26 protein-coding genes are annotated in these 23,573 nt (G+C 64.7%); 17 read left to right on the forward strand and 9 right to left on the reverse strand.

What is annotated here, in order from left to right:
• Window positions 1–658: 658 nt before the first annotated feature.
• The 8 genes from ACZY0Q_RS08405 to ACZY0Q_RS08440 all read left to right on the forward strand — a co-directional run bounded on the left by ACZY0Q_RS08405 (window position 659) and on the right by ACZY0Q_RS08440 (window position 6,292).
• A complete protein-coding gene (locus ACZY0Q_RS08405; protein WP_463915806.1) occupies window positions 659–1,288 on the forward strand; it encodes a DUF305 domain-containing protein in 630 nt (209 codons plus the stop codon).
• A gap of 84 nt (window positions 1,289–1,372) precedes the next feature.
• Window positions 1,373–2,296 (forward strand): F510_1955 family glycosylhydrolase, encoded by a 924-nt coding sequence (locus ACZY0Q_RS08410; RefSeq protein ID WP_463915807.1) that lies wholly within the window; start codon window positions 1,373–1,375, stop codon window positions 2,294–2,296.
• Between the two features lie 300 nt (window positions 2,297–2,596).
• A complete protein-coding gene (locus ACZY0Q_RS08415) occupies window positions 2,597–2,989 on the forward strand; it encodes a cupredoxin domain-containing protein (protein ID WP_463915809.1) in 393 nt (130 codons plus the stop codon).
• Window positions 2,986–3,453 carry a hypothetical protein gene (locus tag ACZY0Q_RS08420; protein ID WP_463915811.1) on the forward strand — a complete coding sequence of 156 codons (468 nt, stop codon included), beginning with the start codon at window positions 2,986–2,988 and terminating at the stop codon, window positions 3,451–3,453. Before ACZY0Q_RS08415 ends, ACZY0Q_RS08420 begins: the two co-directional genes overlap by 4 nt.
• Window positions 3,454–3,631: 178 nt before the next feature.
• The gene (locus ACZY0Q_RS08425; protein ID WP_463915812.1) at window positions 3,632–4,396 is read left to right on the forward strand and encodes a hypothetical protein; all 765 of its coding nucleotides are present in this window, start codon (window positions 3,632–3,634) and stop codon (window positions 4,394–4,396) included.
• A 90-nt stretch (window positions 4,397–4,486) separates the two neighbouring features.
• Entirely contained in the window at window positions 4,487–5,116 is a 630-nt protein-coding gene (locus ACZY0Q_RS08430) for a sortase domain-containing protein (protein ID WP_463915814.1), read from the forward strand.
• 48 nt (window positions 5,117–5,164) lie between these two features.
• Window positions 5,165–5,794, forward strand: coding sequence for a hypothetical protein (locus tag ACZY0Q_RS08435; protein ID WP_463915815.1), 630 nt, complete (start codon window positions 5,165–5,167; stop codon window positions 5,792–5,794).
• A 48-nt stretch (window positions 5,795–5,842) separates the two neighbouring features.
• Window positions 5,843–6,292, forward strand: a complete 450-nt coding sequence (locus ACZY0Q_RS08440; protein WP_463915817.1) for a cupredoxin domain-containing protein — start codon at window positions 5,843–5,845, stop codon at window positions 6,290–6,292.
• A gap of 710 nt (window positions 6,293–7,002) precedes the next feature.
• On the opposite strand, the gene ACZY0Q_RS08445 is transcribed toward ACZY0Q_RS08440, so the two are convergent.
• From ACZY0Q_RS08445 to ACZY0Q_RS08470, 6 genes are all read right to left on the reverse strand, one after another.
• On the reverse strand, window positions 7,003–7,671 hold the full coding sequence (locus ACZY0Q_RS08445) for a DsbA family protein (RefSeq protein ID WP_463915818.1): 669 nt from the start codon (window positions 7,669–7,671) through the stop codon (window positions 7,003–7,005).
• A 157-nt stretch (window positions 7,672–7,828) separates the two neighbouring features.
• Window positions 7,829–8,596, reverse strand: coding sequence for an amino acid ABC transporter ATP-binding protein (locus ACZY0Q_RS08450; RefSeq protein ID WP_463916290.1), 768 nt, complete (start codon window positions 8,594–8,596; stop codon window positions 7,829–7,831).
• Window positions 8,597–8,613: 17 nt separating this feature from the next.
• On the reverse strand, window positions 8,614–9,597 hold the full coding sequence (locus ACZY0Q_RS08455) for an amino acid ABC transporter permease (RefSeq protein WP_463915820.1): 984 nt from the start codon (window positions 9,595–9,597) through the stop codon (window positions 8,614–8,616).
• Complete coding sequence (locus ACZY0Q_RS08460) at window positions 9,594–10,523, reverse strand: ABC transporter substrate-binding protein (RefSeq protein WP_463915822.1); 930 nt, start codon at window positions 10,521–10,523, stop codon at window positions 9,594–9,596. Before ACZY0Q_RS08460 ends, ACZY0Q_RS08455 begins: the two co-directional genes overlap by 4 nt.
• 55 nt (window positions 10,524–10,578) lie before the next feature.
• A complete protein-coding gene (locus ACZY0Q_RS08465; protein WP_463915823.1) occupies window positions 10,579–11,310 on the reverse strand; it encodes an SDR family NAD(P)-dependent oxidoreductase in 732 nt (243 codons plus the stop codon).
• Window positions 11,307–12,713: a DUF6421 family protein gene (locus ACZY0Q_RS08470; RefSeq protein ID WP_463915824.1), complete on the reverse strand. Its 1,407-nt coding sequence runs from the start codon at window positions 12,711–12,713 to the stop codon at window positions 11,307–11,309. The genes ACZY0Q_RS08465 and ACZY0Q_RS08470 overlap by 4 nt, the downstream gene beginning before the upstream one ends.
• Window positions 12,714–13,002: 289 nt before the next feature.
• On the opposite strand from ACZY0Q_RS08470, the gene ACZY0Q_RS08475 reads away from it, so the two are divergent.
• The 7 genes from ACZY0Q_RS08475 to ACZY0Q_RS08505 all read left to right on the forward strand — a co-directional run bounded on the left by ACZY0Q_RS08475 (window position 13,003) and on the right by ACZY0Q_RS08505 (window position 19,366).
• On the forward strand, window positions 13,003–14,232 hold the full coding sequence (locus ACZY0Q_RS08475; RefSeq protein WP_463915825.1) for an MFS transporter: 1,230 nt from the start codon (window positions 13,003–13,005) through the stop codon (window positions 14,230–14,232).
• A 4-nt stretch (window positions 14,233–14,236) separates the two neighbouring features.
• A complete protein-coding gene (locus ACZY0Q_RS08480) occupies window positions 14,237–14,596 on the forward strand; it encodes an ArsR/SmtB family transcription factor (protein WP_463915826.1) in 360 nt (119 codons plus the stop codon).
• A gap of 201 nt (window positions 14,597–14,797) precedes the next feature.
• The gene (locus ACZY0Q_RS08485; protein WP_463915828.1) at window positions 14,798–15,112 is read left to right on the forward strand and encodes a heavy-metal-associated domain-containing protein; all 315 of its coding nucleotides are present in this window, start codon (window positions 14,798–14,800) and stop codon (window positions 15,110–15,112) included.
• Window positions 15,113–15,375: 263 nt separating this feature from the next.
• Entirely contained in the window at window positions 15,376–17,334 is a 1,959-nt protein-coding gene (locus ACZY0Q_RS08490; RefSeq protein ID WP_463915830.1) for a heavy metal translocating P-type ATPase, read from the forward strand.
• A gap of 40 nt (window positions 17,335–17,374) precedes the next feature.
• A complete protein-coding gene (locus ACZY0Q_RS08495; RefSeq protein ID WP_463915832.1) occupies window positions 17,375–17,785 on the forward strand; it encodes a DUF6153 family protein in 411 nt (136 codons plus the stop codon).
• Window positions 17,786–17,918: 133 nt separating this feature from the next.
• Complete coding sequence (locus ACZY0Q_RS08500) at window positions 17,919–18,548, forward strand: DUF305 domain-containing protein (protein WP_463915833.1); 630 nt, start codon at window positions 17,919–17,921, stop codon at window positions 18,546–18,548.
• Between the two features lie 176 nt (window positions 18,549–18,724).
• A complete protein-coding gene (locus tag ACZY0Q_RS08505) occupies window positions 18,725–19,366 on the forward strand; it encodes an arsenate reductase/protein-tyrosine-phosphatase family protein (protein WP_463915834.1) in 642 nt (213 codons plus the stop codon).
• Window positions 19,367–19,381: 15 nt separating this feature from the next.
• Here the strand turns inward: ACZY0Q_RS08505 and ACZY0Q_RS08510 are convergent, their stop codons facing one another.
• Window positions 19,382–19,780, reverse strand: coding sequence for a hypothetical protein (locus ACZY0Q_RS08510; protein ID WP_463915835.1), 399 nt, complete (start codon window positions 19,778–19,780; stop codon window positions 19,382–19,384).
• A gap of 164 nt (window positions 19,781–19,944) precedes the next feature.
• Here ACZY0Q_RS08510 and ACZY0Q_RS08515 point away from each other — a divergent pair, with 164 nt between their 5' ends.
• A complete protein-coding gene (locus tag ACZY0Q_RS08515) occupies window positions 19,945–21,048 on the forward strand; it encodes an LCP family protein (protein WP_463915837.1) in 1,104 nt (367 codons plus the stop codon).
• 109 nt (window positions 21,049–21,157) lie between these two features.
• On the opposite strand, the gene ACZY0Q_RS08520 is transcribed toward ACZY0Q_RS08515, so the two are convergent.
• A complete protein-coding gene (locus ACZY0Q_RS08520) occupies window positions 21,158–21,355 on the reverse strand; it encodes a hypothetical protein (protein WP_463915838.1) in 198 nt (65 codons plus the stop codon).
• A 175-nt stretch (window positions 21,356–21,530) separates the two neighbouring features.
• Here ACZY0Q_RS08520 and ACZY0Q_RS08525 point away from each other — a divergent pair, with 175 nt between their 5' ends.
• Entirely contained in the window at window positions 21,531–22,658 is a 1,128-nt protein-coding gene (locus tag ACZY0Q_RS08525) for an LCP family protein (protein ID WP_463915839.1), read from the forward strand.
• 62 nt (window positions 22,659–22,720) lie between these two features.
• Here the strand turns inward: ACZY0Q_RS08525 and ACZY0Q_RS08530 are convergent, their stop codons facing one another.
• Window positions 22,721–23,134: a hypothetical protein gene (locus ACZY0Q_RS08530; RefSeq protein WP_463915841.1), complete on the reverse strand. Its 414-nt coding sequence runs from the start codon at window positions 23,132–23,134 to the stop codon at window positions 22,721–22,723.
• Window positions 23,135–23,573: the final 439 nt, after the last annotated feature.

Consider the following 23,573-nt stretch of genomic DNA (forward strand, 5'->3'; position numbering starts at 1 on the left):
AAGCTTCGAACCTGCACGGAAGGGAGGAATCGTTATGACCGCACCATCCCGTGGTCCCCTCACCGCGTTCCTCCTACGTGCAGGATTTTTGACTGCGGCCCTGGCCATCATCGCCGGCATCTTCGGCATGCACATCATGACAGGGGCGCACCATATAAGTGCCGCGCACAGCATGCCGGCAGCAGTCGGCGGCGAGTCAACGATACACATGCCAAGCATTCCCGCCGGCCACTCCCATGCAACAGGGGCGTCGCCGGACGGGAGGGCAGTTACTCAAGCAGTAACTGGATCGTCGTCTTCGTGTGCCCCTGCAGGTTCCTGCCCCGAGATGTCCGCCGGGGGCAATGCCTGCGTGCTGTCCCCGGGGAACACGTCGCTGTCAGCCCCTGCGCCTGGAACAGCACCCCACGCGTTACCGGACTTAGGGGTCGCGGCTGCGGCCAGCAGGAACTATTCCTATTCGCCGGGTAGCCCCTCCCCTGGTGACCTCTGTATCAGCCGGACGTAAATTGCTCGACGGCGCCGTGTTCTTCCCGGCGCACCATCCAGTCATACGGCACGCATGAAACAGGCCCGCCCCAGGGGCGCGGCCGTCACTGCACGCAAACCGAAAGGCGCGCCACGCGCCCGCTGATACTTTTTGAGGACCCTGATTTTCATGAAAAAGATCCTGACCATTTCCGCTGCCGCCATTGCCGCAGCAATGGCCCTCGCCGGATGCTCCGCCGGACCGGAAGCCGGAAGTTCGGCGACCGGCAGCATGCCCGGAACGAACCACGGCAGCTCCAGCTCAGCCCCGGCAACTTCGGCAGCAGCCTCGGCTGACTTCAACGACGCTGACAGCATATTCGCGCAGATGATGATCCCCCACCATGCCCAGGCCGTGTCCATGAGCGACGTCATGCTCAAGAAGGAAGGCATTCCCGCCGCGGTAACCGATCTGGCCACCAAGATCAAGGCCGCCCAGGGACCGGAGATTGAGGAGATGACCGGCTGGCTTGAGAACTGGGGACAGCCCACCGAAATGCCAACCGGCATGGCCCCTGGACACAGCATGTCCGGGATGACGGGCGAGGAAGACATGGCCAAACTCGAGGCCGCCCAGGGCTCCGAGGCCGCCAAACTGTTCCTCACCCAGATGATCGCCCACCACGAAGGCGCCGTCATGATGGCCAAGACCGAGACCACCGACGGCAAGAACGCTGACGCGGTCCAGCTCAGCAAGGACATCGTCAGTTCCCAGGAAGCCGAAATCCAGGAAATGAAAGACCTGCTGGCCACCCTGTAGCCAGCACACCACGGCACCGGCCCCGCCCCCTAAGGGTCGGTGCCTCCCCCCATACACATTTCCCGGATCACTCTGGAGTTCCCCGTGCCCCTGCAATTTATGAACCGAGGACGTCCCGACGCTGGGCTCACCGCGGCCGCCGCCCTCTTACTTACCTTGTCCGCCTGTTCCTCCGGCTCAACCACCGGCACCCAACCGTCCACAGCGGCCGCCGGTTTCCCCAGCTCCCACGTCCACGGGCTAAGCGTGAACCGCGAAACCGATCAGGTCCTGTTGGCCACCCATGAAGGCCTGTTCAACGTCGCCAAGTCACCCGCCACCAAAATCGGGGAGACCAACGACCTGATGGGGTTCACCGCCGCCGCCGACCAGGGCGTCTTTTACGCCTCCGGGCACCCGGGCCCCGGCTCGGATCTGCCCAACCCCATGGGCCTGATCAAATCTGTGGACGGCGGTAAGACCTGGGAGCAGCTGTCCCGCCAGGGTGAATCGGACTTCCATGCCCTCACGGCAACCAAATCCGGAATCGTCGCCTACGACGGGACACTGCTGACCAGCCCCGACGGGAAATCCTGGTCACCTGCCACGGCCGGGTTCGTTCCCGCCGTTCTGGCAGGCACCCCGGAAAGTGAAACCGTCCTCGCCACCACCCAGGACGGGCTCCAGCGCTCCACCGACGGCGGGAAAACCTGGAAACTGAACACCACAGCCCCGATCATGCAATTCGTTGCGTTCGCCAGCGGCACCGAAGTCGTCGGCATCGAGCCCAACGGTTCAGTCCACTATTCAACCGACGCGGGGAGTACCTGGATCCAGACAGGCCATATCGATGGACAGGTCCAGGCGATAACCGCTGTGAAGAAGACAGTAGGCAAACCATGGATCTGGGCAGCCACCACTGAAGGACTCCTCGTATCCGACGACGGCGGCCGGGTGTTCCATGCCCCTAACCCGGTCCGACCAACATCATCGGGACTATCGCCTTCACCGGTGTCACCTGCGAGCTGATGATCATGGCAGCCTAGGCGGATGGAGCATCAGGAGAGCTGTCCCTTCTGGGCCGGAGTGACGAAGCAGTCAGCGAAGCCCAACAACTGCTGGCCGCCTCCACCTGACCCGTTCCGGGCCCTGCTCGTTCTCGCTTACGCCTATTAACGGCTTTATCGCTGGCGGGAGGCGGCCCAAGTGTAGGAACGGGCGCTGCGCAGGCAGTCCGTAAGGGCGGGGGTGACGAATAGCGTGCAGGGTAGTTTCCTGATGGACGCGCCGTCCGGCGGGTGGAGGACACATCCCTTGAAGGGGATTGTCATGAAAATCATTACCCGTATGTGGTTTGTAGCCGCGGCCGTGTCGCTGGCGGGCATCACCGGATGCGCAGCCCAAAGCGGCGACTCCTCCGCCCCTCCCGCGGCCAGTTCCGCTGCCCAGTCAACTCAAGGATCAGCCCAGAGAGCTGAAGCGGTCATCACCATCAAGGATTTCAAGTTTGAGATTCCGGCGCCGGTGAAGCCGGGTTCGATGGTGACGGTGACGAACGCGGACAGCGCCCCGCACACCCTCACTTCCAAGGACAAGGGCGGGTTCGACATTGAGGTCCCGGGCGGCGCCACGGTGATTTTCCAGGCACCGGATGCCCCCGGTGAGTACGGAATCATTTGTACTTTCCACTCGCAGATGACCGGGACGCTGGTCGTAAAATGAACCGCCAGGAACTGAACCGGCCTGCGCGTTCTCTTTGGGTGCTGCGCGTCACTGTCGCGGTGGCCCTGGTGGTCAGCGCCGTGATCCATGTCCAGCTCGCCCCCGGCTACCAGCAGGCCGCCCCGGGCGGCATCGGGCAGGGGACCCTGTTTCTGGCCCAGGCCGGAGCCGCGGCTCTGGCAGCGGTGTTCGTGCTGCTCAAAGGATCCCGGACCGCTTTCGCTGCCGCCGCTGCGGTGGCGTTGTCCTCCCTGGCCGCGGTCATCCTCTACCGGTATGTCCAGGTACCCGCTATCGGGCCGCTGCCCTCAATGTACGAACCCGTCTGGTACACCGCCAAGACCATAACGGCTATCGCTGAATCTGTCGCGGGGGCGATGGCCGGGTGCGCCCTGCTGCAGAAAACCCGTACCGGGTCAGGGAAAGCTGCGCGGGGCAGACGCCGCGGCGCTTCGGCGGCTTAACCCAGCCAGATCACGGCCTGCAGAATTACACGGGGGACCTCCCAGCGGTTGCCTCCCCAAAAATATGTGAACCCGGCCACTTTCGTTCCCATCCTTTCCCGGAGTTGTTGCGAAGTACTGGTGACCCCCTTCCCGGGGGCGCCAACATCACACGCGCGTGTATGAGGAGATTTTTCCAATGAATAAGACACTTCGCTTTATGGCAGTCCCCACCCTTGCTTTGGCCGCTCTTGCCCTTTCCGGTTCTCCCGCGATGGCCGCCGACGGGTCCTACCAGTCCACCCTGAAGCAGCTCAACGGCAGCGCCGGCTCGGGCACGATCACCCTTGATGTCACCGGCAACCAGGCCCACGTCGTCCTGAAAGTTTCGGGCATGCCGGCGACCTTCATGGACGCCCCGTACCCGCACGTGCAGCACATCCACGGCGGAGCCAAGGGCGTCTGCCCGGACCCCTCGGCTGATAAGGACGGCGACCAGGTCATCTCCACTACCGAAGGCGCCCCGTCCTACGGCGGCATCGTCACCACCCTGTCCACCAGCGGCGACACCAGCCCCGCAGCAGGCCTTGACCTGAAGGTCGGCGGACAGGGCGCTTCCTACACGGTGGACCGCACGTTCGAACTGAACGCTGAGACCAAGGCCGCACTTGACGCAGGCACCGCAGTGGTAGTTGTTCACGGCCTTGACCCCGCCACCCTCAGCGCAGCCGGCCAGGCCGCAAAGAGCGACCTCGCCCCCACGCTTCCCCTTGCCGCTACCTCCCCTGCACTGTGCGGGACGTTGACTGCCGGACAGATGAAGATGCCTGCCGGCGGTGCAGCGACCGGCATCGCCACCGAAACCGGCACTGACACCGGAGCCCTTGCCATCGGTTCCGGCCTGGCCCTGATCGCCCTCGCCGGGGGCGCCTATGCCGTCCGCCGCCGCAACGCAGCAGCCTAAGCCAAAGCTGAACGGATCAATACTGTGACAACCAAGAATCCCGGCCGCCGTAGAGGTCTCGGGGCCCCCACGGCGGCCGGGGTTCTGCTCATGCTTTCCCTAGCCGGCTGCGCCGCCGGACCCGCCACCACTCCCGACGCCGGAACGGCACCTTCCGCCTCCGTCTCATCCGTGGCTCCCCCCGCGCTCACGTCCCCGACCGTACCCGCACCGCCGCCTGCTGCCACCGAGGCCCTGCCCGCAGCGCAGCTTCCGGCGGTACTGGCCGCTTCGGCTCCCGTCACCCTGAACATTCCCTCAATCGGGGTCCGCACAGACCTTCTCCACCTGGGGCTGGAGGACAACGGCTCCCTCAAAGTCCCGCAGGACACCGGCAACGGAGCCCCCGCGGGCTGGTACGAAGGTTCCCCCACCGCCGGGGAACGCGGACCCTCAGTGATGCTGGGCCACGTCAACGCCCTCGGAGGGCACACGGGCGTCTTCGCCGACCTGCGCAAACTCACCCCCGGCGCCGAGATCAACGTTTCGCGGACCGACGGCACCACTGCGGTGTTCATCGTTGACCGAGGCGCCCTGTACCCCAAAAACGAATTCCCCACCCTCGACGTCTACGGCAACACCCCAGGGGCTGAACTCCGCCTGATCACCTGCGACGGCTACGACCCTGCCACCGGACTCTTCGATGACAACTACGTCATCTACGCCAAACTCAAAGCCTAGAGACCGGCCGCGCACCCACAAAAAGGGAGCGGCCAGAATTGGATGCCCATGAAACAGCACAAGCCCTTGCTGGCCACCCTGGGCATCGCCGCCATGCTGCTCTCCGGCTGCGCAACAGCAGCCGGATCCGTCACCGCAGCGCCAAACGTTTCGACCGCGGCCCCGCCAGCCACGTCGCCTGAAGCAAGCCACAGCAGCGGGCATCACGGCCAGGGCTCGCCGTCTCGGGGCACGACGTCGAATGCGCCCAGCGCCGCTGCCCTGATGGTCTGCGGGGACCAGCCCAAGGAGAGGCTTCGGTCCATCCTGGATCTGGGCTCGGACCCGCACACGATCAATACCTGGGCCAACAGCACCTTCACCTGCACCTACCACCTGGCTGAAGGAGCGCTGGTCATCTCCGTCCAGGAAGCCACGGACAAGGCATCCGCACGAAAATACTTCGACGCGATGCAGGCCCTCGCCAAGGACGCAACACCCATCGAAGGCCTGGCGAACCTCGGATTCCCGGCCTACGAAACCGCCGACGGATCAGCCGTGTTCCAAAAAGACAACTTCGTTTTGCACGTGAACGCCAGCGACCTGCCCCCAAACCTTGGACCGGAAAACATCACCAGAAACGCACTGGCCTACCAGCTCTCCACCACAATCCTCGCCTGCTGGATCGAACACCCCTGACCATCTGCTTTTAGTACGGCACCGGCAGTTTCCATGAAAGGTTTCACCATGAAAGCAACCACCAGAACCGGCAGCGCACTCGGACTCGCGGCGGCAGCAGTAGTGCTGGTCCTGTCCGGCTGCGGTGCTTCCGGGGTGTCCGGGTCCGGCACGACAGCTGCCCCCACACTGACGGAAGAATTCCCGACAGCTACGGCCGCCACCACAGCATCCGCTCCCTCCACGTCAGGCACCGGCTCAACAACTGCGGCGGCGCCGGCAGAAATCCTGATTACAGGCTTCAAATACCAGGGTGCGGACACCGTGAGCCCCGGGGCGGAGATCACCGTCACCAACGAAGACATCGAAGCGCATACCATCACTGCGGACACCGGCACCACGTTCGACGTCAACGTCAAAGTCGGCACCGGAACCTTCACCGCCCCCACCGAACCCGGGACTTACCCCTACCACTGCAACTTCCACGGCAACATGAAAGGCACCCTCACCGTCAAATAGGGCCCCACAGATACCGCTGCAGGAGTAACTCAAGTCAGTCGGTGCCTGCTGCGCCCACTGACTGGCGCAATTGCAGAACCCCTCCCGGATCCTGGCCTTGACCCCCGGGAGATTCAGGTTCAGGGCCGCGGCGACTTCCGCGTAGGTCTGCCCGCTACAGTAGGCCATGACTATTGCCTCCGACTGCGTGGCAGTAGTCGTGGACAGGATGGCCAAGTGGGGTCCGCCTGGTCGAAGGCGGCGAACCTGCTGCTCAGGTCGCGCGATGTCGGAATGTCCCGAGCAACCTTTTATAGGCGGTCGCGAGCACCCTCGAACTAGCAGGCTGCCATTTAGCGACGCAAAAATAAACCGCCATTAATCGCTTACAGAGCCGCTTGAGCACGGCGGAGTCCTGCGACTGGACGTAGTGCCGCGCATCCTCAGCAGATGCAAACATGCGTGCGTAGCTGGATCTGGGTGCTGTAGCGGCCCCGCCTGGAGAGCCGAGTCCCAGGACATCACCGAATCTGAGGATCAAGGCCGGCGCCCCCGGAACACGGACAGAATGCCCGCAGGCTTCCCCGCCCGATGTCTGCGGCACGAGTGAGAAGGATCCGCTGGGTTCGCAACGCGTTTGAGGGCTGGTGTCCTATACCCCTCATATTTCCGCGAAGTGCTGGATTCTTACAGGCAGCGCGTGGAAAATGAACCCGACGGCACCGGCGGCGCTACTTAGCGGCGTCGTCGAGCAGCTGCCGGAACTGGGCTTCGGTGTTGAGGGTGAGTTTTTCGCCGTTGAGGAAGAACGTCGGGGTGCCGGTCACGCCGAGCGTCTTGCCGTCCGCTAAGTCCCGGCGGATCCGTTCCTTCGCATCCTCGGCCGCTACGTCCTGATCGAACTTTGCCATGTCGAGGCCGAGCCCCTCAGCGTAGGTCCGGATCAGGGCGCCCTGCGAGTCCTGCTTTCCGCCCCACTCCGGCTGGGTCTCGAAAAGCTTCGCGACCATCGCCTCGTACTGGCCCTGGCGTGCGGCCGCTTCGACGGCGAGCGCTGCGGTGCCGGAGTTCAGATGGCCCGGCAGCGGGAAGTAGCGATGGACGAAGGTGATGCGATCCCCGTAATCCTTCTTCAGTTGGCTCACCAAGGGTTCGGCAGCGCGGCAGGCTTCGCATTCAAAGTCCAGGAACTCAACGAGCTGCGCTTTCTCGGCCGCCGGGGCGGTGAGCCGGTGGCTGTCTTCCCTGACAACCGCGGGATCAGCGGATGCCTGTGGCGCGGGCGCCGCGGGTTTGTTCGCGGTAAACAAGGCGAACCAGATCACGCCGCCAATCACGAGGACCCCCAGCAGGGTCCAGATTGCTACTCGAACATTGCGCGCAACAGTGACGGCACTCATTGGTTGGTGTCCCCTCAGATCAGAAACCAGGTAGCTCGATCATAGCCAGAGCCGGCCGCACCGCCGTCGGCCAGCACGCCCCGGCCGTAGACACCCGATGCCGGTCCGGGCGTGATCCGCTTCGCACACCACCGCCCGGACCGCTTAGGTTGAGCTGTCAGAGCACCCTGGAGAGGAACTCCTGCGTGCGGGGCTGCTGCGGGTTGGCGATGATGTCACGCGGGTTGCCGCTTTCGATCACGACGCCGCCGTCCATGAAGGTCAGGGTGTCTCCGACCTCCCGTGCGAAGCCGATCTCGTGGGTCACCACGATCATGGTCATGCCGGACTTGGCCAGGTCTTTCATCACGCTGAGCACTTCGCCCACGAGTTCCGGGTCCAGAGCCGAGGTGGGCTCGTCGAAGAGCATCAGCTCAGGCTCCATCGCCAGTGCACGGGCGATAGCCACGCGCTGCTGCTGGCCGCCGGAGAGCTGCGCGGGATAGTGGTTGGCGTGGTTGCCGAGACCCACACGGTCCAGAAGTTCCATCGCTCGTGATCTGGCCTGCAGCTTGGACTGCCGCTTGACCTGGGTGGGCGCCTCAATAATGTTCTGCAGCGCCGTACGGTGCGGGAAGAGGTTGAAGCGCTGGAAGACCATGCCGATCTCCCGGCGCTGGGCGGCGATCTCTTTGAGAGTCAGGTCATGCAGGCGGCCACGGGTCTCACGGTAGCCGATCAGTTCCTCGCGGAGGTGGATCCGGCCGGCGCTGATGGTTTCCAGCATATTGATGCAGCGCAACAGCGTGGACTTCCCGGACCCGGACGGGCCGATAAGGACAGCGACCTCGCCCTGCCGGACCGTCATGTCGATCCCGCGGAGCACATGGTGCTCTCCGAAGTACTTGTGGACCCCGTCGATACGGACGAGGGTCTCCTTCGTCATGACGTCGTTGGTGATGGTCACGGTAGCTCGTCCTCTGGCTTGGGTGCTTTGGCTGCTTTGGCTGCGGCGGCCACCGCGGCCGCCTGGGTTGGCTTGACCGGGGCAGGGACAAGATTGTCCACGCCCTTTCCGAAGTGGCGCTCAACGTAGTACTGGCCCACCATCAGGATGCTGGTGATCACCAGGTACCAGAGGGCGGCCACGATCAGCAACGGAATGGGCAGGTAGCTGCGGTTGGCGATGCCGTTGGTGGCGAATGTCAGGTCCAAGGTGAATGGCACCGCGAGCACCAGGGAGGTGGTCTTGAGCATCCCGATGGTCTCATTACCGGTGGGTGGCACGATCACGCGCATGGCCTGGGGCAGAATGATCCGCCACATGATTTTGGACTTGCGCATACCCAGGGCCTCGGCGGCTTCCATCTGGCCGGAGTCGACGGACTTCAGGCCGGCGCGGAAGATTTCGGCCAGATAAGCGGACTCATTCAGCCCCAGTCCCAGGATTGCTGCCACAAAAGCCGTGACCACGTCCTGGGTGCTGAAGCTGAACAGTTCCGGTCCGAACGGAATACCCAAGGCGATCTTGGGATAAAGAACGGAAATGAGACCCCAGAACACCAGCTGGGTGTAAACCGGTGTGCCGCGGAAGAACCAGACCCAGGTCCAGCTCACGCCGCGGAACAGGGGATTGTCCGACTGGCGCATAAAGGCCAGGAGAATGGCCAGCACAACGGCGATCACCATCGAGAGGACTGTCAGCAGCATCGTCCAGCCGATGCCCTGGATGACGAGCACGTCCATGAAGTATGTGCCGACGATGTCCCAGCGGAAATTGGTGTTAGTGACCAGGCTCTGGCCCAGCAGCGCGGCGAAGAGCAGGATGAGGACGGCGCCGGCCCAACGGCCGGGATGGCGGACCGGAACGGCGTTGATAAGTTCCGGTTTCCGGCGCGCGGCCCCGGTCCTAAGGTCGCTGGTATCGGCGCGTGTGAGGGTGCTCAATTGCCTACCACCGGGTTCACTTCAGACTTCGTGATGGCGCCCTTGGTGTTGCTCCAGGTGTCCAGGATCTTCCCGTAGGTCCCGTCGCTGATGAGCTTGTTCATGACGTTTTTCATGAGCTCGGACAACGCGGTGTCGCTTTTAGCCACCGCGATACCTTGCGGTGCGGCATCGTAGACATCGCCCAGGGCCTCCAGCTTGCCGCCGGTCTGCGAGAGGGCATAGCCGATGATGGGGGAATCAGCGGCCATGGCGTCGATGCTGCCGTTCATCAGACGGGTGGTCACATCTGTCTGCGTCTTCAAAGTGACCACGTTGACGCCTGGTTTTTCGGCATCTGTGCAGGCCTTGGACCGGGCGGAGACGTCGGGGGCCTCTTGGGTGGTACCGGTCTGCACCCCCACGGTTTTGCCGCAGATGTCATCGACGCTGAAATTCTTCGGGTTCCCCTTCTGGACGGCCCACAACGTGCCGGCATTGAAGTAGCTGACCATGTTGACGGCCTTCAGGCGCTCCGCGTTGATGGTGAAGGAGGAGATTCCCAGATCGTACTTGGCACCGAGTGCGGGCAGGATTCCCGTGAATTCCGAGGTCTGGACGCGGACGTTCAGGCCGAGGGTCGCCCCGATGGCCTTTGCGAAATCCACGTTGTAGCCCACGGGGGTCTGGCCGTCGGCGCCGCCCAGGGATTCGGCAGGTGCGTAGGATGTGTCGGCACCCACCGTGAGGGTTCCCTTGCTCCTCATGGCCTCAGGGACGCTCGCGGCGAGGGTATCGTCCCTGGCCACGGAGGCGGGATCAAAGCCAGTGGAACCCGGGGCAGCTCCCCCCGGGTTCTGTGATGCAGTGGTGCAGCCGGTCAGGGAAAGAAGGCCGATGGCGAGACTCGCCAGTACCTTGGTCCTCTTGGTCGGAGAAAACGACATTGTTTACCTCTTGGTTTGTGTGGCCCATGGATGGGATTGCGGGATAGGTGAAGGCTCAGACCAGGGGCAGGCGGGAACCGTTGAGTTCGGCTGCGGACCCGCTGAACAGCGCGGCCGAAGCGGCTCCGAGATCGTTCACATGGGTGAATCCCGGGAATTTCCGGTCGGGCTGGGCAGCCTTCATCTTGTCGTCGACAAGGGCTTTCACCACGAACACGACCGCAGCGGACCGCTGCGGTTCCCGGTGGTCCGTGCTGCCGGATTGTGAGCTGCGGAAGCCGTCGGCCACCGCCAGGGTCCAGGCCTCTGAAGCGGCCTTGACCGCTGCGTAGGCGGCACCACCTGCTGAGGGATTGGCAGCTGCCTGGGCAGACACGATGGCCAGTCTGCCGGCCGGGGACTTTTCAAGGTCGTCGTAGAAGGCGCGGCTGGTGTTTCGCAGTGTCGTCAGGACGCTGGTGTGCAGGAAGTCCCAGTCCGAGTCCTGCTGCCCCGGTATGCCGTCGCCGCCGCGCCAGCCGCCCACCAGGTGGATCAGGCCATCGAGGGGTCCAAGGTCCCGGCGTACCGAGGACGCCAGTTCCCGAACGGCCGCGGGTTCTGCGAGGTTACAGGTATAGCCAGTGACATTGGGGCGGGACCGTGCGAGGTTTTGCACGCGTTCAGTGTCCAGGTCTACGGCGGCGACGCGGAATCCGGCGCCGCTCAGGGCCGATACGACGGCGGTCCCGGCCTCGCTGGTGGAGCCCGCCACCATGACTGTCCTGGGTCCGTCGGGAGCCATCATGCCGCATCCTTGAGGCTGTTGCCGCCGCTGGGCTCACCGGTGATTCCGGCCGTGGATTCGATGACGTTTCTCATCTTCTTCTCGAGTGCTTCGTAGAACATTGACAGCGGGAACTCGTCATCAAGCACCTGGTCGGTCAGGCCCCGAGGCGGACCGTCAAGGGCCAGCGCGCCGGGCCCCTTGGCCCAGAGGGATGCTGGGTTAGGGGTGACTGTCGCGCTGATGAATTCATAGGCCGCGAGCCAGTGAGCGGTTTTCGGGCGGTCAATGGAACGCCAGTACAGCTCCTCGATCCGCTTGCCGAGTTCGATAACGACGTCGGCCGCTTCCGACCAGTCGATAGAGAGTTTCGAGTCGGTCCAATGAAGCACGTTGTGCTGGTGCATCCAGGCGAAAAGGAGCTGACCGCCAAGGCCGTCGTAATTACGGACCCGGTTGCCTGTCATCGCGAACCGGAAAATCCTGTCGAAGATGACGGCATACTGGACGAGTTTCGCGTGGTTTCGCGCCTCCGGCGCCGCGTTCTCATCCCTCTCGATACGGACGGATTCACGGAATGCCGTCAGATCGCACCGCAGCTCTTCCAGGGTGTAGAGAAAGAACGGCATCCTCTGCTTGATCATGAATGGATCAAACGGCAGATCCCCGCGCATGTGCGTCCTGTCGTGGATCAGATCCCACATCACGAAGGTTTCCATGGCCAGCTGCGGGTCTTCAAGGAGCCGCCGCGCCCCGTCGGGGAGGGTGAGGGACGTGATGTCGCTGGCTGCGGCCACCACCCTCCGGAACCGCTCAGCCTCGCGATCCGCGAAAATGCCACCCCAGGTGAACTGCGGGGTTTCACGGACGGCTACGCTCTCGGGAAACAGCACGGCGGAGTTCGTGTCATAGCCGGGTGTGAAGTCGATGAACCGGATGGGTACGAACAGCTGGTTCGAATACTCTCCACCTTCGAGGTCAGCGATGAACTCCGGCCACACCACTTCGAACAGCACGGCCTCCACGAAACGGTTCGGGCTGCCGTTCTGCGTATACATGGGAAAGACCACCAGATGCGGCAGTCCGTCGATGCGGTGCTGCTGCGGCTGGAATGCCAGCAGGGAGTCCAGGAAGTCCGGGACCCCGAACGAGGAAGCAGCCCACCGCTCGAAGTCAACTTCGAGCCGGGCCAGGTACTCCGCATCGTGCGGGAACGAGGGGGCCAATTCCCTGATTGAAGCCGTGATCGTGGCGACCTCGTACAGGGCGCGGTCATGGTCCCCCGGATCAGGTATTGAGCCGTCCTTAACCTGGATCTGCTGCAGAGCTGTGGCGGCCCGTTTCAGCTCGGTCCAGGACGAGTTTGAGGCAAGCAGTGCCGCTGTTGAGGAGCGGGAATAGTTTGGTGTTTTTGTTGCAGTCATGGCTACGGCGTCCTTCCTTCTTTGTGACCCGCGTAACACTAGTGAACGGAAAGACCTCTTTATCTAAAAACAGCTGCACGGTAAGCAATTCTTAGCCTCTGGCAGGGAAATTGGGTTGGTGGACAAGCATTTCCTGTGCACCCGCCCGAAGTTGGCCCTGCAGGCACCGACGTTTTGCCTTGCCGGGCACGAACCGCGGGGAAGTGTGCGCTCAGCGCAGCACGACGCAGGCGGCAGGTCTACAATGAGTGCATAAGTACGCACATGTTGTTTCGAATGAGGGATCCTCATGATCGAAGTTCTGGCCATCCGCACCTTTCGAAAGCTCTTCACAGCCCAGATCGTTGCGTTGCTGGGGACGGGTTTGCTGACCGTCGCCCTCGGACTGCTGGCGTTCGACCTTGCCGGAGCCCAGGCCGGGGCCGTGCTCGGCACTGCGTTGACCATCAAGATGCTGGCCTATGTCTTCGTCGCTCCAGTCATGGCGGCACTGGTGGAAAGGCTGCCAAAAAAACCGGTCCTGGTGGCCGCGGACCTGGTCCGTGGCGGAATCGCGCTGATGCTGCCCGCGGTGGATCAGGCCTGGCAAATCTATGTGCTGGTCTTTGTACTTCAGAGCGCATCCGCGACGTTCACGCCCGCCTTCCAGTCCCTGATCCCGGCGGTGCTTCCCGATGAACGGCAGTACACGCGGGCCCTGTCACTCTCCCGCCTCGCGTATGACCTGGAATCCCTGGTCAGCCCGGCCCTGGCAGCCGCACTCCTTTCCGTACTGACCTTCCACGAACTTTTCCTCGGCACCGTGGCAGGCTTTGTGTTCTCGGCGGCACTGGTGGTGACCACCAGGCTGCCTGCAACACCGGCACACCGGCAGGAAGGATCACTCTGGCACCGCACCACCCTAGGTGCCCGGATCTTTGCGAAGGCGCCGGAACTGCGTGGCCTCCTCGCGCTGAATCTTGCCGTGGCAGCCGCTACAGCTTTGGTGCTGGTCAACACAGTGGTTTACGCCCGGGACCTGTTCGCCGGATCCAACGCCGACGTCGCCATCGCCCTGGCCTGTTTCGGCGCGGGCTCGATGGCTGCAGCACTCAGTGCGCCCAGGGCGCTGGACCGGATAGCCGACCGTTCACTGATGATGGCCGGAGCCGCGCTCCTTGCCCTTGGCCTCGCCGGCACGTTTTTGGTCCTGGCGGCTGCCGGGCCGTGGCTCGTATTGCTGGGGCTCTGGGTTGCCCTGGGGGCCGGGACCTCGATGATCAGCACCCCGTCGGCCCGGCTGCTGCGCCGAGCCGCGACGGAAAGCACCCGGACCTATATCTTCACCGCCCAGTTCTCCCTCTCGCACGCGTGCTTCATCATCACCTACCCGGTAGCCGGCTGGATCGGCGCGTCCGCTGGCCAGCCCGCGGCCGCCGGGGTCCTGGCTGTGGTGGCTATGATCAGTACAGCAGCGGCCCTGAAATTCTGGCCGGCTGCGTCCAGGACCGGCGCAGAACCGGCCAGCAGGAAAGGGTGATCCGGTGCAAGAGGCCCAACGCGTCAACACACCGAGCCTTCACCACGCCAGGCTCCCCGATGCCCGCCGGCTGGATGCCGCGACCGCCACGTTCCGGATGCTCTCTGACCCCACTCGCCTGCACGTGCTCTGGCTCCTGACCCAGGAACCGGCCAACGTCACCACCTTGGTTGAACGCACCGGCGCCTCCCGGACCTCAGTCAGCCAGCACCTGGCCAAACTCCGCTTCAGCGGCCTCGTCAGCACCCAAAAAGTCAGCCGCAGGGTGGTCTACAGCATCGCCGACGGCCACCTTGCCCGGCTGGTCCTGGAAGGCCTGAACCACGCCGACCACACCGTCACCGGGGAACCCAGCCACGGCTGACTGTCCTGGCGGCAAGGCGGGCGCGCGTCCGCCCGCGCCCCCGGAACTGTGGGCATCGAGACATTGCAAAATATACCCCATGGGGGTATTCTTTGGGTGTTGCCAGTGAAGTGGTTTGTCCAGGCCGTGCAAATTCCGGTCCTTACAGCCGTTCATCCCCAGCACCTCATCACACCTCTCTTGCAAAAGGACAGAACTGATATGAGTGCACCCCAGGTCCGGACCGAACTGCCCCTCGTTGCAGCTGAAACTGCAGGGTGCAGTTGCTGCTCCACCCCTTCAGCGAAGCAGCTGTCACCCCAGGCGGAAGGTACGGAATACTCCGTCACCGGCCTGACGTGCGGGCACTGCGTCCAGACCGTCGAAAAGGCAGTCTCCGCGCTCGACGGCGTGACGTCGGCCGCCGTCGAACTCGTCGCCGGCGGGACCTCACGCCTGAGCGTCTCCGGGCCCCACACGGAAACCTCCGTCCGGGACGCCGTCACCGCCGCCGGGTACAGCCTCACCAGCAGGTAGTCCAACCCCCGCCCCGAGGACAGCCCTGGCGGCTTCCTCGGGGAAGACTTATCCACAGGACGGCAGCAATGGAAAACCACCACAATCACGACGACGGCGTGGAACACGCCGGCCACCGGCCCCCTACCCCCTTAGCGGGCCAGGCGACGGCGGTGGCGGGTCCGCCCGCAGATCACGCCGGTCAGGCCCACCAGCAGCATGCTGCCCACCTCGATGACCACACGGTCCACAGCCACGGGCAGCACGCCGGGCACAGTACCGCCATGTTCAAGAACAGGTTCTGGCTCACCCTGGTCCTGTCTGTGCCCGTGGTGTACTTCAGCCCGATGGTTGGCCACCTCCTGGGCTACATGCCGCCGGTGTTCCCCGGCTCAACCTGGATCCCGGCCGTGCTGGGAACGGTGATTTTCCTCTATGGGGGACAGCCGTTCCTTAAGGGCGGCCTGCAGGAACTGAAGACCCGGCGCCCCGGGATGATGCTGCTGATCGCGATGGCCATCACCGTTGCGTTCGCGGCGTCCTGGGTCACCAGCCTTGGCCTTGGTGGATTCGATCTGGACTTCTGGTGGGAACTGGCGCTACTGGTCGCGATCATGCTGCTGGGCCACTGGATTGAAATGCGGGCCCTCGGTTCCGCGCAGGGCGCCCTGGACGCCCTCGCGGCCCTGCTCCCGGATGAAGCAGACCGCATCACCGACGCCGGCACGGAGACCGTACCCGTCTCCGAACTTCGTGAAGGCGACATCGTCCTGGTCCGATCCGGCGCCCGCATGCCCGCCGACGGCACCGTCGTGGACGGGCAGGCCGAGTTCGACGAGTCCATGATCACCGGCGAATCCAAGACCGTGCCCCGCGCTCCAGGAGACAAAGTGGTGGCCGGGACCGTCGCCACGGACAACACCGTCCGGGTCCGCTTGACCGCCGTCGGCGAGAACACCGCACTGGCCGGCATTCAGCGGCTGGTGGGCGAAGCCCAGGCATCCTCGTCCAAGGCCCAGGCGCTGGCCGACCGGGCCGCGGGGTTCCTGTTTTACTTCGCGGCCGGCGCGGGCATCATCACCTTCATCGTCTGGACCCTGCTGGGCAGCGTCCCGGAGGCAGTCACCCGCACCGTCACTGTGCTCGTGATCGCGTGCCCCCATGCACTGGGCCTGGCCATCCCCCTGGTGATCGCCATCTCCACCGAACAGGCCGCCCGCGCCGGGGTGCTGATCAAGAACCGGACGGCCCTCGAACGCATGCGGACCATCGACGTCGTCCTCTTTGACAAAACCGGCACTCTCACGAAGGGTGAGCCCGACCTGAAGGACATCGCCGCCGTCGCGGGCGGGGATACGGACCGCCTGCTGGCCCTGGCCGCAGCTGTGGAATCCGACAGTGAACATCCAGTCGCACGGGCCATCGTCCGCGCCGCCCGCCAACGGAACCTGACCGTCCCGGATGCCACCGGCTTCTCGTCCCTCACTGGTCGGGGCGTCCTCGCCACGGTGGACGGGCGGACGGTCCACGTCGGCGGGCCCGCGCTCCTGCGCGAGCTCGGCGCCGTCGAGCCTGAACCGCTGGCTCGCTCCACACGGGCCTGGATGGACCGTGGAGCTGCCGTGCTGCACGTGATCGACGGCAACAGTGTCCTGGGCGCCGTCAGCCTCGAAGACGCCGTCCGCCCGGAATCCCGCCAGGCAGTGGCCGCCCTGCAGAACCGCGGCATCAAGGTGGCCATGATCACCGGCGACGCCCGGCAGGTGGCCCAGGCCGTGGCGGAAGAGCTGCGCATTGACGAGGTCTTCGCCGAAGTCCTTCCGGCGGACAAGGACAAGAAAGTCGCCGAGCTCCAGGGCCGGGGGCTTAAGGTGGCAATGGTGGGCGACGGCGTCAATGACTCCCCGGCGTTGGCCCGCGCCGAGGTGGGCATCGCGATCGGCGCCGGCACCGATGTGGCGATGGAATCGGCCGGCGTGGTCCTGGCCGGCAATGACCCCCGCGCGGTGCTGTCCATGGTGGACCTGTCCCGTGCCAGTTACCGGAAGATGTGGCAGAACCTCATCTGGGCCACCGGCTACAACGTGTTGTCCGTCCCGCTGGCGGCGGGCGTGCTTGCCTTCGCAGGGGTGGTACTTTCCCCGCCGGCCGGCGCCGTGCTGATGTCCGTGTCCACCGTCGTAGTGGCACTTAATGCCCAGCTCCTGCGCCGCGTGAAACTCAATCCCGCCCAGGTGCGTTGAACCATGCGGGCACGCTCTCTCACATCCTGCGGGTTTTGACGTGACGCTCTCTCACATCCTGCGCCCCGCTTTGCTCCTGACAGGGCTGCTGGCCGTCTTCGCCGGGATTTTCGGGATGCACGTCATGTCGCCAGGCCACGTCATGCCACCCACATCGCCGGGTCACCACAGCCATTCCCAGATGACGTCGACCTCGAAGGACGCCGTCATGGCCGTGGAGACCGTTTCAACTAAGTCATCGTTGTGCTCCGTCCCCGGCAACTGCCCGAGTATGGCCGCCGGAGACGCTGTCTGCGTCCTGTCCCCGGCCAACACCTCCCTGTCGGCGCCGCTGCCCGGCACCACGCCGTTCCCGGCCCTTAAGGTCACCGGCGCGTCCTTGGCCGCTGCCAGCTATTCCTATGTGCCGGGCGGTCCTTCCCCTGGCGACCTCTGCATCAGCCGGACGTAAACCGCCCATGCGCCGTGTCCTATCCGGCGCACCCTCTGCAGCCACACTGCGCTCGACGGGCGGGCCTCCCGCCCCCGGACGCATCCGCAACGGCGCCAGACGCCGGCTGATACTACGAAGGACCCTGATCTTAATGAAAAAGAACCTAACCCTTTCCGCACTTACCATCGCCACAGCGATTGCCCTGGCCGGCTGCTCCACCGGTTCCACCGGTTCCACCGGTTCTGGCGGGAGCAGCATGCCGGGCATGAACCACGGCAGCTCCGGAATGTCCGCCGGCTCCGCGCCGGCGGCGGCCGACTTCAATGCTGCCGACGCTATGTTCGCCCAGATGATGATCCCGCACCACGCCCAGGCCGTGGAGATGTCGGATCTGATGCTGAAGAAGGAAGGCATCCCGGCGACGGTGACCAGCCTGGCCACCAGAATCAAAGCTGCCCAAGGGCCCGAGATTGAGAAGATGACCAGCTGGCTCAAGAGCTGGAACCAACCCACCCAAATGACCTCCGGCATGGCTGGCGGGCACGGCATGTCCGGCATGATGAGCGACGACGATATGGCTGCCCTTAAGGCAGCCCAGGGCACTGAGGCGGCCAGGCTGTTCCTGGCCCAGATGATCACCCACCACGAGGGCGCCGTCATCATGGCCAGGACCGAGAGCACCAACGGGAAGAACCCCGAAGCGGTCCAGCTGGCTAAAGACATCGTGACCGCCCAGGAAACCGAAATCCAGGAAATGAAGGACCTGCTGGCCACCCTGTAGCCAGCAGCCACTGGCACCGTCCCGGAACGTTCTCTCACCCGGGGAGAGAGCGTTCCGGATTTGGCCACAGAAAGTGAGAGAGCGTTCGGGAAGGGCCTGCCCCGGCCCGCACGTGTTAAGTTGAAAGACACGACGGGCCGCACCGGTCCGGCGCACCGGCTGGAAAGAGAAGTTCCGTGGAATCCCCCGCATCTGCCCCCGTACCCGTGAGGATCCTGACGGTCTGCACCGGCAACATCTGCCGTTCCCCCGTGGCCGAACGGCTGCTGCAGGCCGGGCTGGACCAGGTAATGCCGGGCGGATTCGAGGTCACCAGCGCCGGAACCCGGGCCATGGTGGGCGACCCCATGCAGCCGCTGTCCGGCGACATCGTGCGCACCTTCGGCGGGAACCCGGATGGTTTCGTCTCGCGGCAGCTGACCGGCAAGATCCTGCGCGGCGTGGACCTGGTGCTCACCATGACCTCCGGCCACCGCGGCGAAGTGCTTCAGCTGGACGCCTCCCTGCTCAAGCGAACCTTCACCATCCGCGAGTTCGCCCGGATGCTTGACGTCCTGGACAAGCGTGCGGACAGTGCCGCAAACGTTCCCGTAGCGGACGACGGCGGCAGTCCCCTCAGTGCCAACACCGCCTTCTGGCGGGGGCTGCCTGCGCGCGCCGCGTCCGTCCGGCATCTGTCGCTGCCCGCGGATTCCTCCGAAAACGACATCATCGACCCCTACCGGCGTAGCCCCGAGATCTACCGCCAGATGGAGGACGAACTGGCCCCGGCCATCGTTTCCATCCTCCGGCACGCGCGGCTAAACGTTTCCGCCTGAGCGGCTAACAAGGGGTCACTGCGTTAGCGGGGGCGCCAGCGACGCCTCGGGAGTAACTTCACGCACTTCCACGAATGTGCCGTCTGCCTTCAGCCCCAAGGCAAGATGGGCCCGGCGCACCACATGCCGGTGCAGAAAGCTGTACACGGCGTAGAGCACGAAGGATATGGCGCCGATCAGCAGCGCCGTGTCACTCGCCGCGCGGTACCAGTAGTAGCCCGGGTGGCCAAACGCAATGTCCCCTGCAGCCAGGGGGAACAGCACACCTGCCAGAAACAGCAGGCTCGCGAGGAGAGGGATAAACAGCAGCCCCTGGACTGTAGTCAGGCTCTTGCCCGTTCGCCTGTAACGCTCGTACTGCTTCTCCCAGGCCTCCCGGCTGGTGACAAGCAGAACCGGCTTCGTATTTTCCATCAGATCCCCCACAGATATCCCGTTACTGACCACGAGCCTAGTCCGCCCCGCAGCGCGGGGCTTTCCACCGAAACCCGGCGCGCCGCCGTCGTACGTCACAGCACGGAAACGACACGCTCCGCGTTGTAGCCGTAACCGGGTCCGGGGGCGGACACTAAGTCATGGTGAGCACCCCAAGCGGTCCAGATCCGATCGGCCCGGCCCCTTCCGGCCCCGAGCCTGCAGCGCCTGCGGCGCTGAAACGGCACCGCGTGATCGCGGCGGTGCTGTCGCTGGTACTGGTGGCCGTCGTCGCCGTGTCCGCCCTGCTGTTCAGCCGGCCGGCCGCGGAAGTTGCGGCGCCCGCGCCCATCATCACCGACACCGCCACCCCCACTCCTTCGGAGACGACGCCGGCGCCCCCGGCACCGGCCCCTCCCCCGCCGCCCGAGCCCATCGCGGAACTCCCCGCGGCGCCCATGAACATCCTGGTGATCGGCAGCGACAGCCGCGCCAACGCCCGGGAGCAAGCAGCTTTCACCGCAGCCACCGGGGAATCGCAGGACCAGCGCGCCGACGCCCTCATGCTGGTACACATCCCGGCCGACCGCCACAGCGTGCACGTGGTCTCGCTTATGCGCGACCTGTACGTCAACATCCCCGACTACGGCTACGCCAAAATCAACACCAGCCTGCAGGTGGGTGGCATCCCGATGGCCACCCGGACGGTGGAGTCCCTGATGGAGACCCACATCGACCACACCGTCATGCTTGATTTCAACGGATTCAAGACGCTCACTGACGGGCTGGGCGGAATCGATGTGAACGTCACCGTGCCGTTCCAGTCCACCCACGAAACCGAGCACGTCTTCCCGGCGGGGGTGAACCACCTCGACGGCCAGGCGGCGCTGGAATTCGTCCGCGAGCGCTACGCGTTCCTCGACGGCGACTATCAGCGGGTCCGGAACCAGCAGACGTTCCTCCGCGCCATCCTCGCCCGGCTGACCAGCGACGGCGCCCTGCACGATGTGACCGCGGTGCGGGCCCTGGTGAATTTCGCAGCCGGTTACCTCACCGTGGACCAGGGCTTTGATCCTGTGAGCGTGGCGATCCTTGCCTACGGGATGCGCGGCATCGATCCCAATGCCGTGGTTTCCCTTACCTTGCCGACGGCCGGCCCGGGCATGACGCCCGGCGGAGCGTCAGTACTGTTCCCGGACTACGCAGGGATCGCCCAGGTGGCGGCCGCCATGCGCGAAGGCCGTTTGCCCGAGTTGGCGGGCGGGTAGTACAGAGGGCTGTTGTGCAGCGGGCGCTGGGCGCCTGGATTTGAGCGCGGCCCCAGCGGGCGGGCAGCCGAACGGCCCCTGGCTTGCCGGGGGCCGTTCCACTGGCGGCTTAGCTCCGGGTGGGGTCCGGGCGCAGCGGTGCCGGCCCCGGATCCGGGACGGGCAGCGGGCCTGGAGGTTCCGGCGTCGGGATGGGGCTCGGCCTCTCCGGTCCCGGGTGGCCGGGATGCGTGGGCTCCGGGTTGAAGGGGTCCGGGCCTGGTTCGGGCGGGAACGGCTCGGGTTCGTGCACTGGCGGGATGGTCATGGAAATTCCCCTCTCACTCTGGGCGCGTGCGCCTTTGCGTGATCAGGATACGCCCACCCCGGATCGCGCACCTTGGCCCGCCGGCCTCCGCCGTGCTTAAACCTGCGGACTACTGTGCGGCGTTTCTGCGGATTCCCCCGATGTAACGCCGCACCGCCGGTGCTAATTTTCGGAAATGGGCATCCTGTCCGCTCACCCGGACCTTACTGAGCACGGCACACCAGCACACCGGCGCCACACGTTTCGGGCCGTTCTGCTGGTCCTGCTGGGCTTGGTCCTGCTCATTCCTGCGTCAGCGGGCGTCTACCTATACAACCTGGGCAGGATCTTCGATTCCGAGACCACCAAGATCGAAAACGTCTTTCCCGCCGAATCCACCCGCCCGCAGCCGTCCGTTGCCAAAGGGGCCGCCGGCGCTGGTGGCGCTGGCGGCGTTCCCGGTGCTGGTCCGGCCCCGGCCGGTGGAACGCCGTCGGATACGGGACGGTCCCTGAACATCTTGGTGATGGGCAGCGACAGCCGCGGCGCCACCCCGGAGGAAGCCACCTCCGGTGCCGGGTCGAACCAGCGCGCGGACACCCTGATGCTGGTCCACATCCCCGCCGACCGGAACAAGATCTACTCCATTTCGCTGATGCGGGATCTTTGGGTTCCCATCCCGGGCCGGGGCCACGCCAAAATAAACGCCGCCATGGCATACGGCGGTGTCCCGCTGATGGTGCAGACAGTGGAAGCTCTTTTTGGGCAGCGCATCGACCACGTCGCCATGATTAACTTCGAAGGATTCGTGGGGATGACCGACGCCCTCGGCGGGGTGGAAGTCAACATCCCGGCGCCGTTTGTGTCCTACCACGACGAGATCGCTTTCCCTGCGGGCCCGAACTCGCTCGACGGCGAGCACGCCCTTGAGTTCGTCCGCGAGCGCTACGCCTTCGCCGACGGCGACTACCAGCGCGTGCGCAACCAGCAAGCCTTCATCCGGGCGCTGCTGGCCAAGAACCTGAGTGCCGACACACTCCTGAACCCGCTCAAGGTGCACAACGTGGTGAGCGCGATAGCCCCGTTCGTCAGTGTGGATGCCGGGCTGGACGCTGGCACCCTGGCGGGGCTGGCCTTGGAACTCAAGGACGTCCGGACCAACGACATGGTGATGTTCGCTCTCCCCACCAGCGGGATCGGTACCTCGTCTGACGGGCAGTCGATTGTGCTGGCCGATCCGTTAGCCATCGGTGCCATCTCGGCCGCCATGGCCGGGGACACCCTGGGCAACTATGCCGTCGTCAACGGGCTGGCAGGTTCCTAGCCGGACTTTCCAGGACGCGGCTTATAGGGCCGGTCGGCGCAGTCAGGGCTTGTTTGGGGGATCTAAGCCGGGCGGCGCAGTCGCACGATGTGGGAAGCCGGCGCCTTCGCTGCTTCGCCGGCTTCCCGCATCAGCGGGACGGCGAAGCTCACCACCAGGCGGGCGTTGGCGTCGTCCGTGGACCTGATGGTCAGGCTCCTGGTGCCCGGCGGCACGGACGGGGTGAACACCTGCAGGTTCCGGGAGCCGAGGCTGGCGGAGTCCCGGAAGGTGTAGAGCGTGCCCCAGTGGTCTTCGATGGTAATTGCGGGGACCGCCCTGCCGGCAGCGGATTCAACGTGGATATTCACCACCAGGCACGTGCTCCAGACTTCGACGGATAGGACCGTGAACTCGGCGCCCGGAGTGAGGTGCAACCCGTAAGTGGGCGGCAGGAGCACCTTCCGGAGGGTCCCTTTCGGAATCAGGTTTTTCATCATCATCGCCCCCAAAAATTACTACGAGTGCTTTCAATTACCCCGCGGTAACGACGCTCTGTCAAGGGTTCTGGTCAGGGTCCTGTGGCAACCCACAATGCATGATTCCGGGATGCCAAAAAGTGACCCCCGGCGATGCCGGGGGCCACCGTATCGGAAGGGTCGCCCGCAGACTGCCGATGCGCTGACTGGCGCTGTGGCGTGCCAAAACGGCTAACCGCCCTATGAAGGCAGATGAAAAAGAACGCGTCCGGATCCTCCCGGTAATGCAGTTTTAGCACTGGGCGAAGGATGGTTCAAGGGGTTCTCGCGGGTAACTTAGCCACCCCCAGCGACGCTCTCTCACTTAATGCGGGTTTTACAGCTACGCTCTCTCACTTTCCTCAGGAAAGTGAGAGAGCGTCGGCCATTCAAGCCCATCACGTGAGAGAGCGTCCGG

It is taken from the genome of Pseudarthrobacter lactosi (assembly GCF_055412785.1).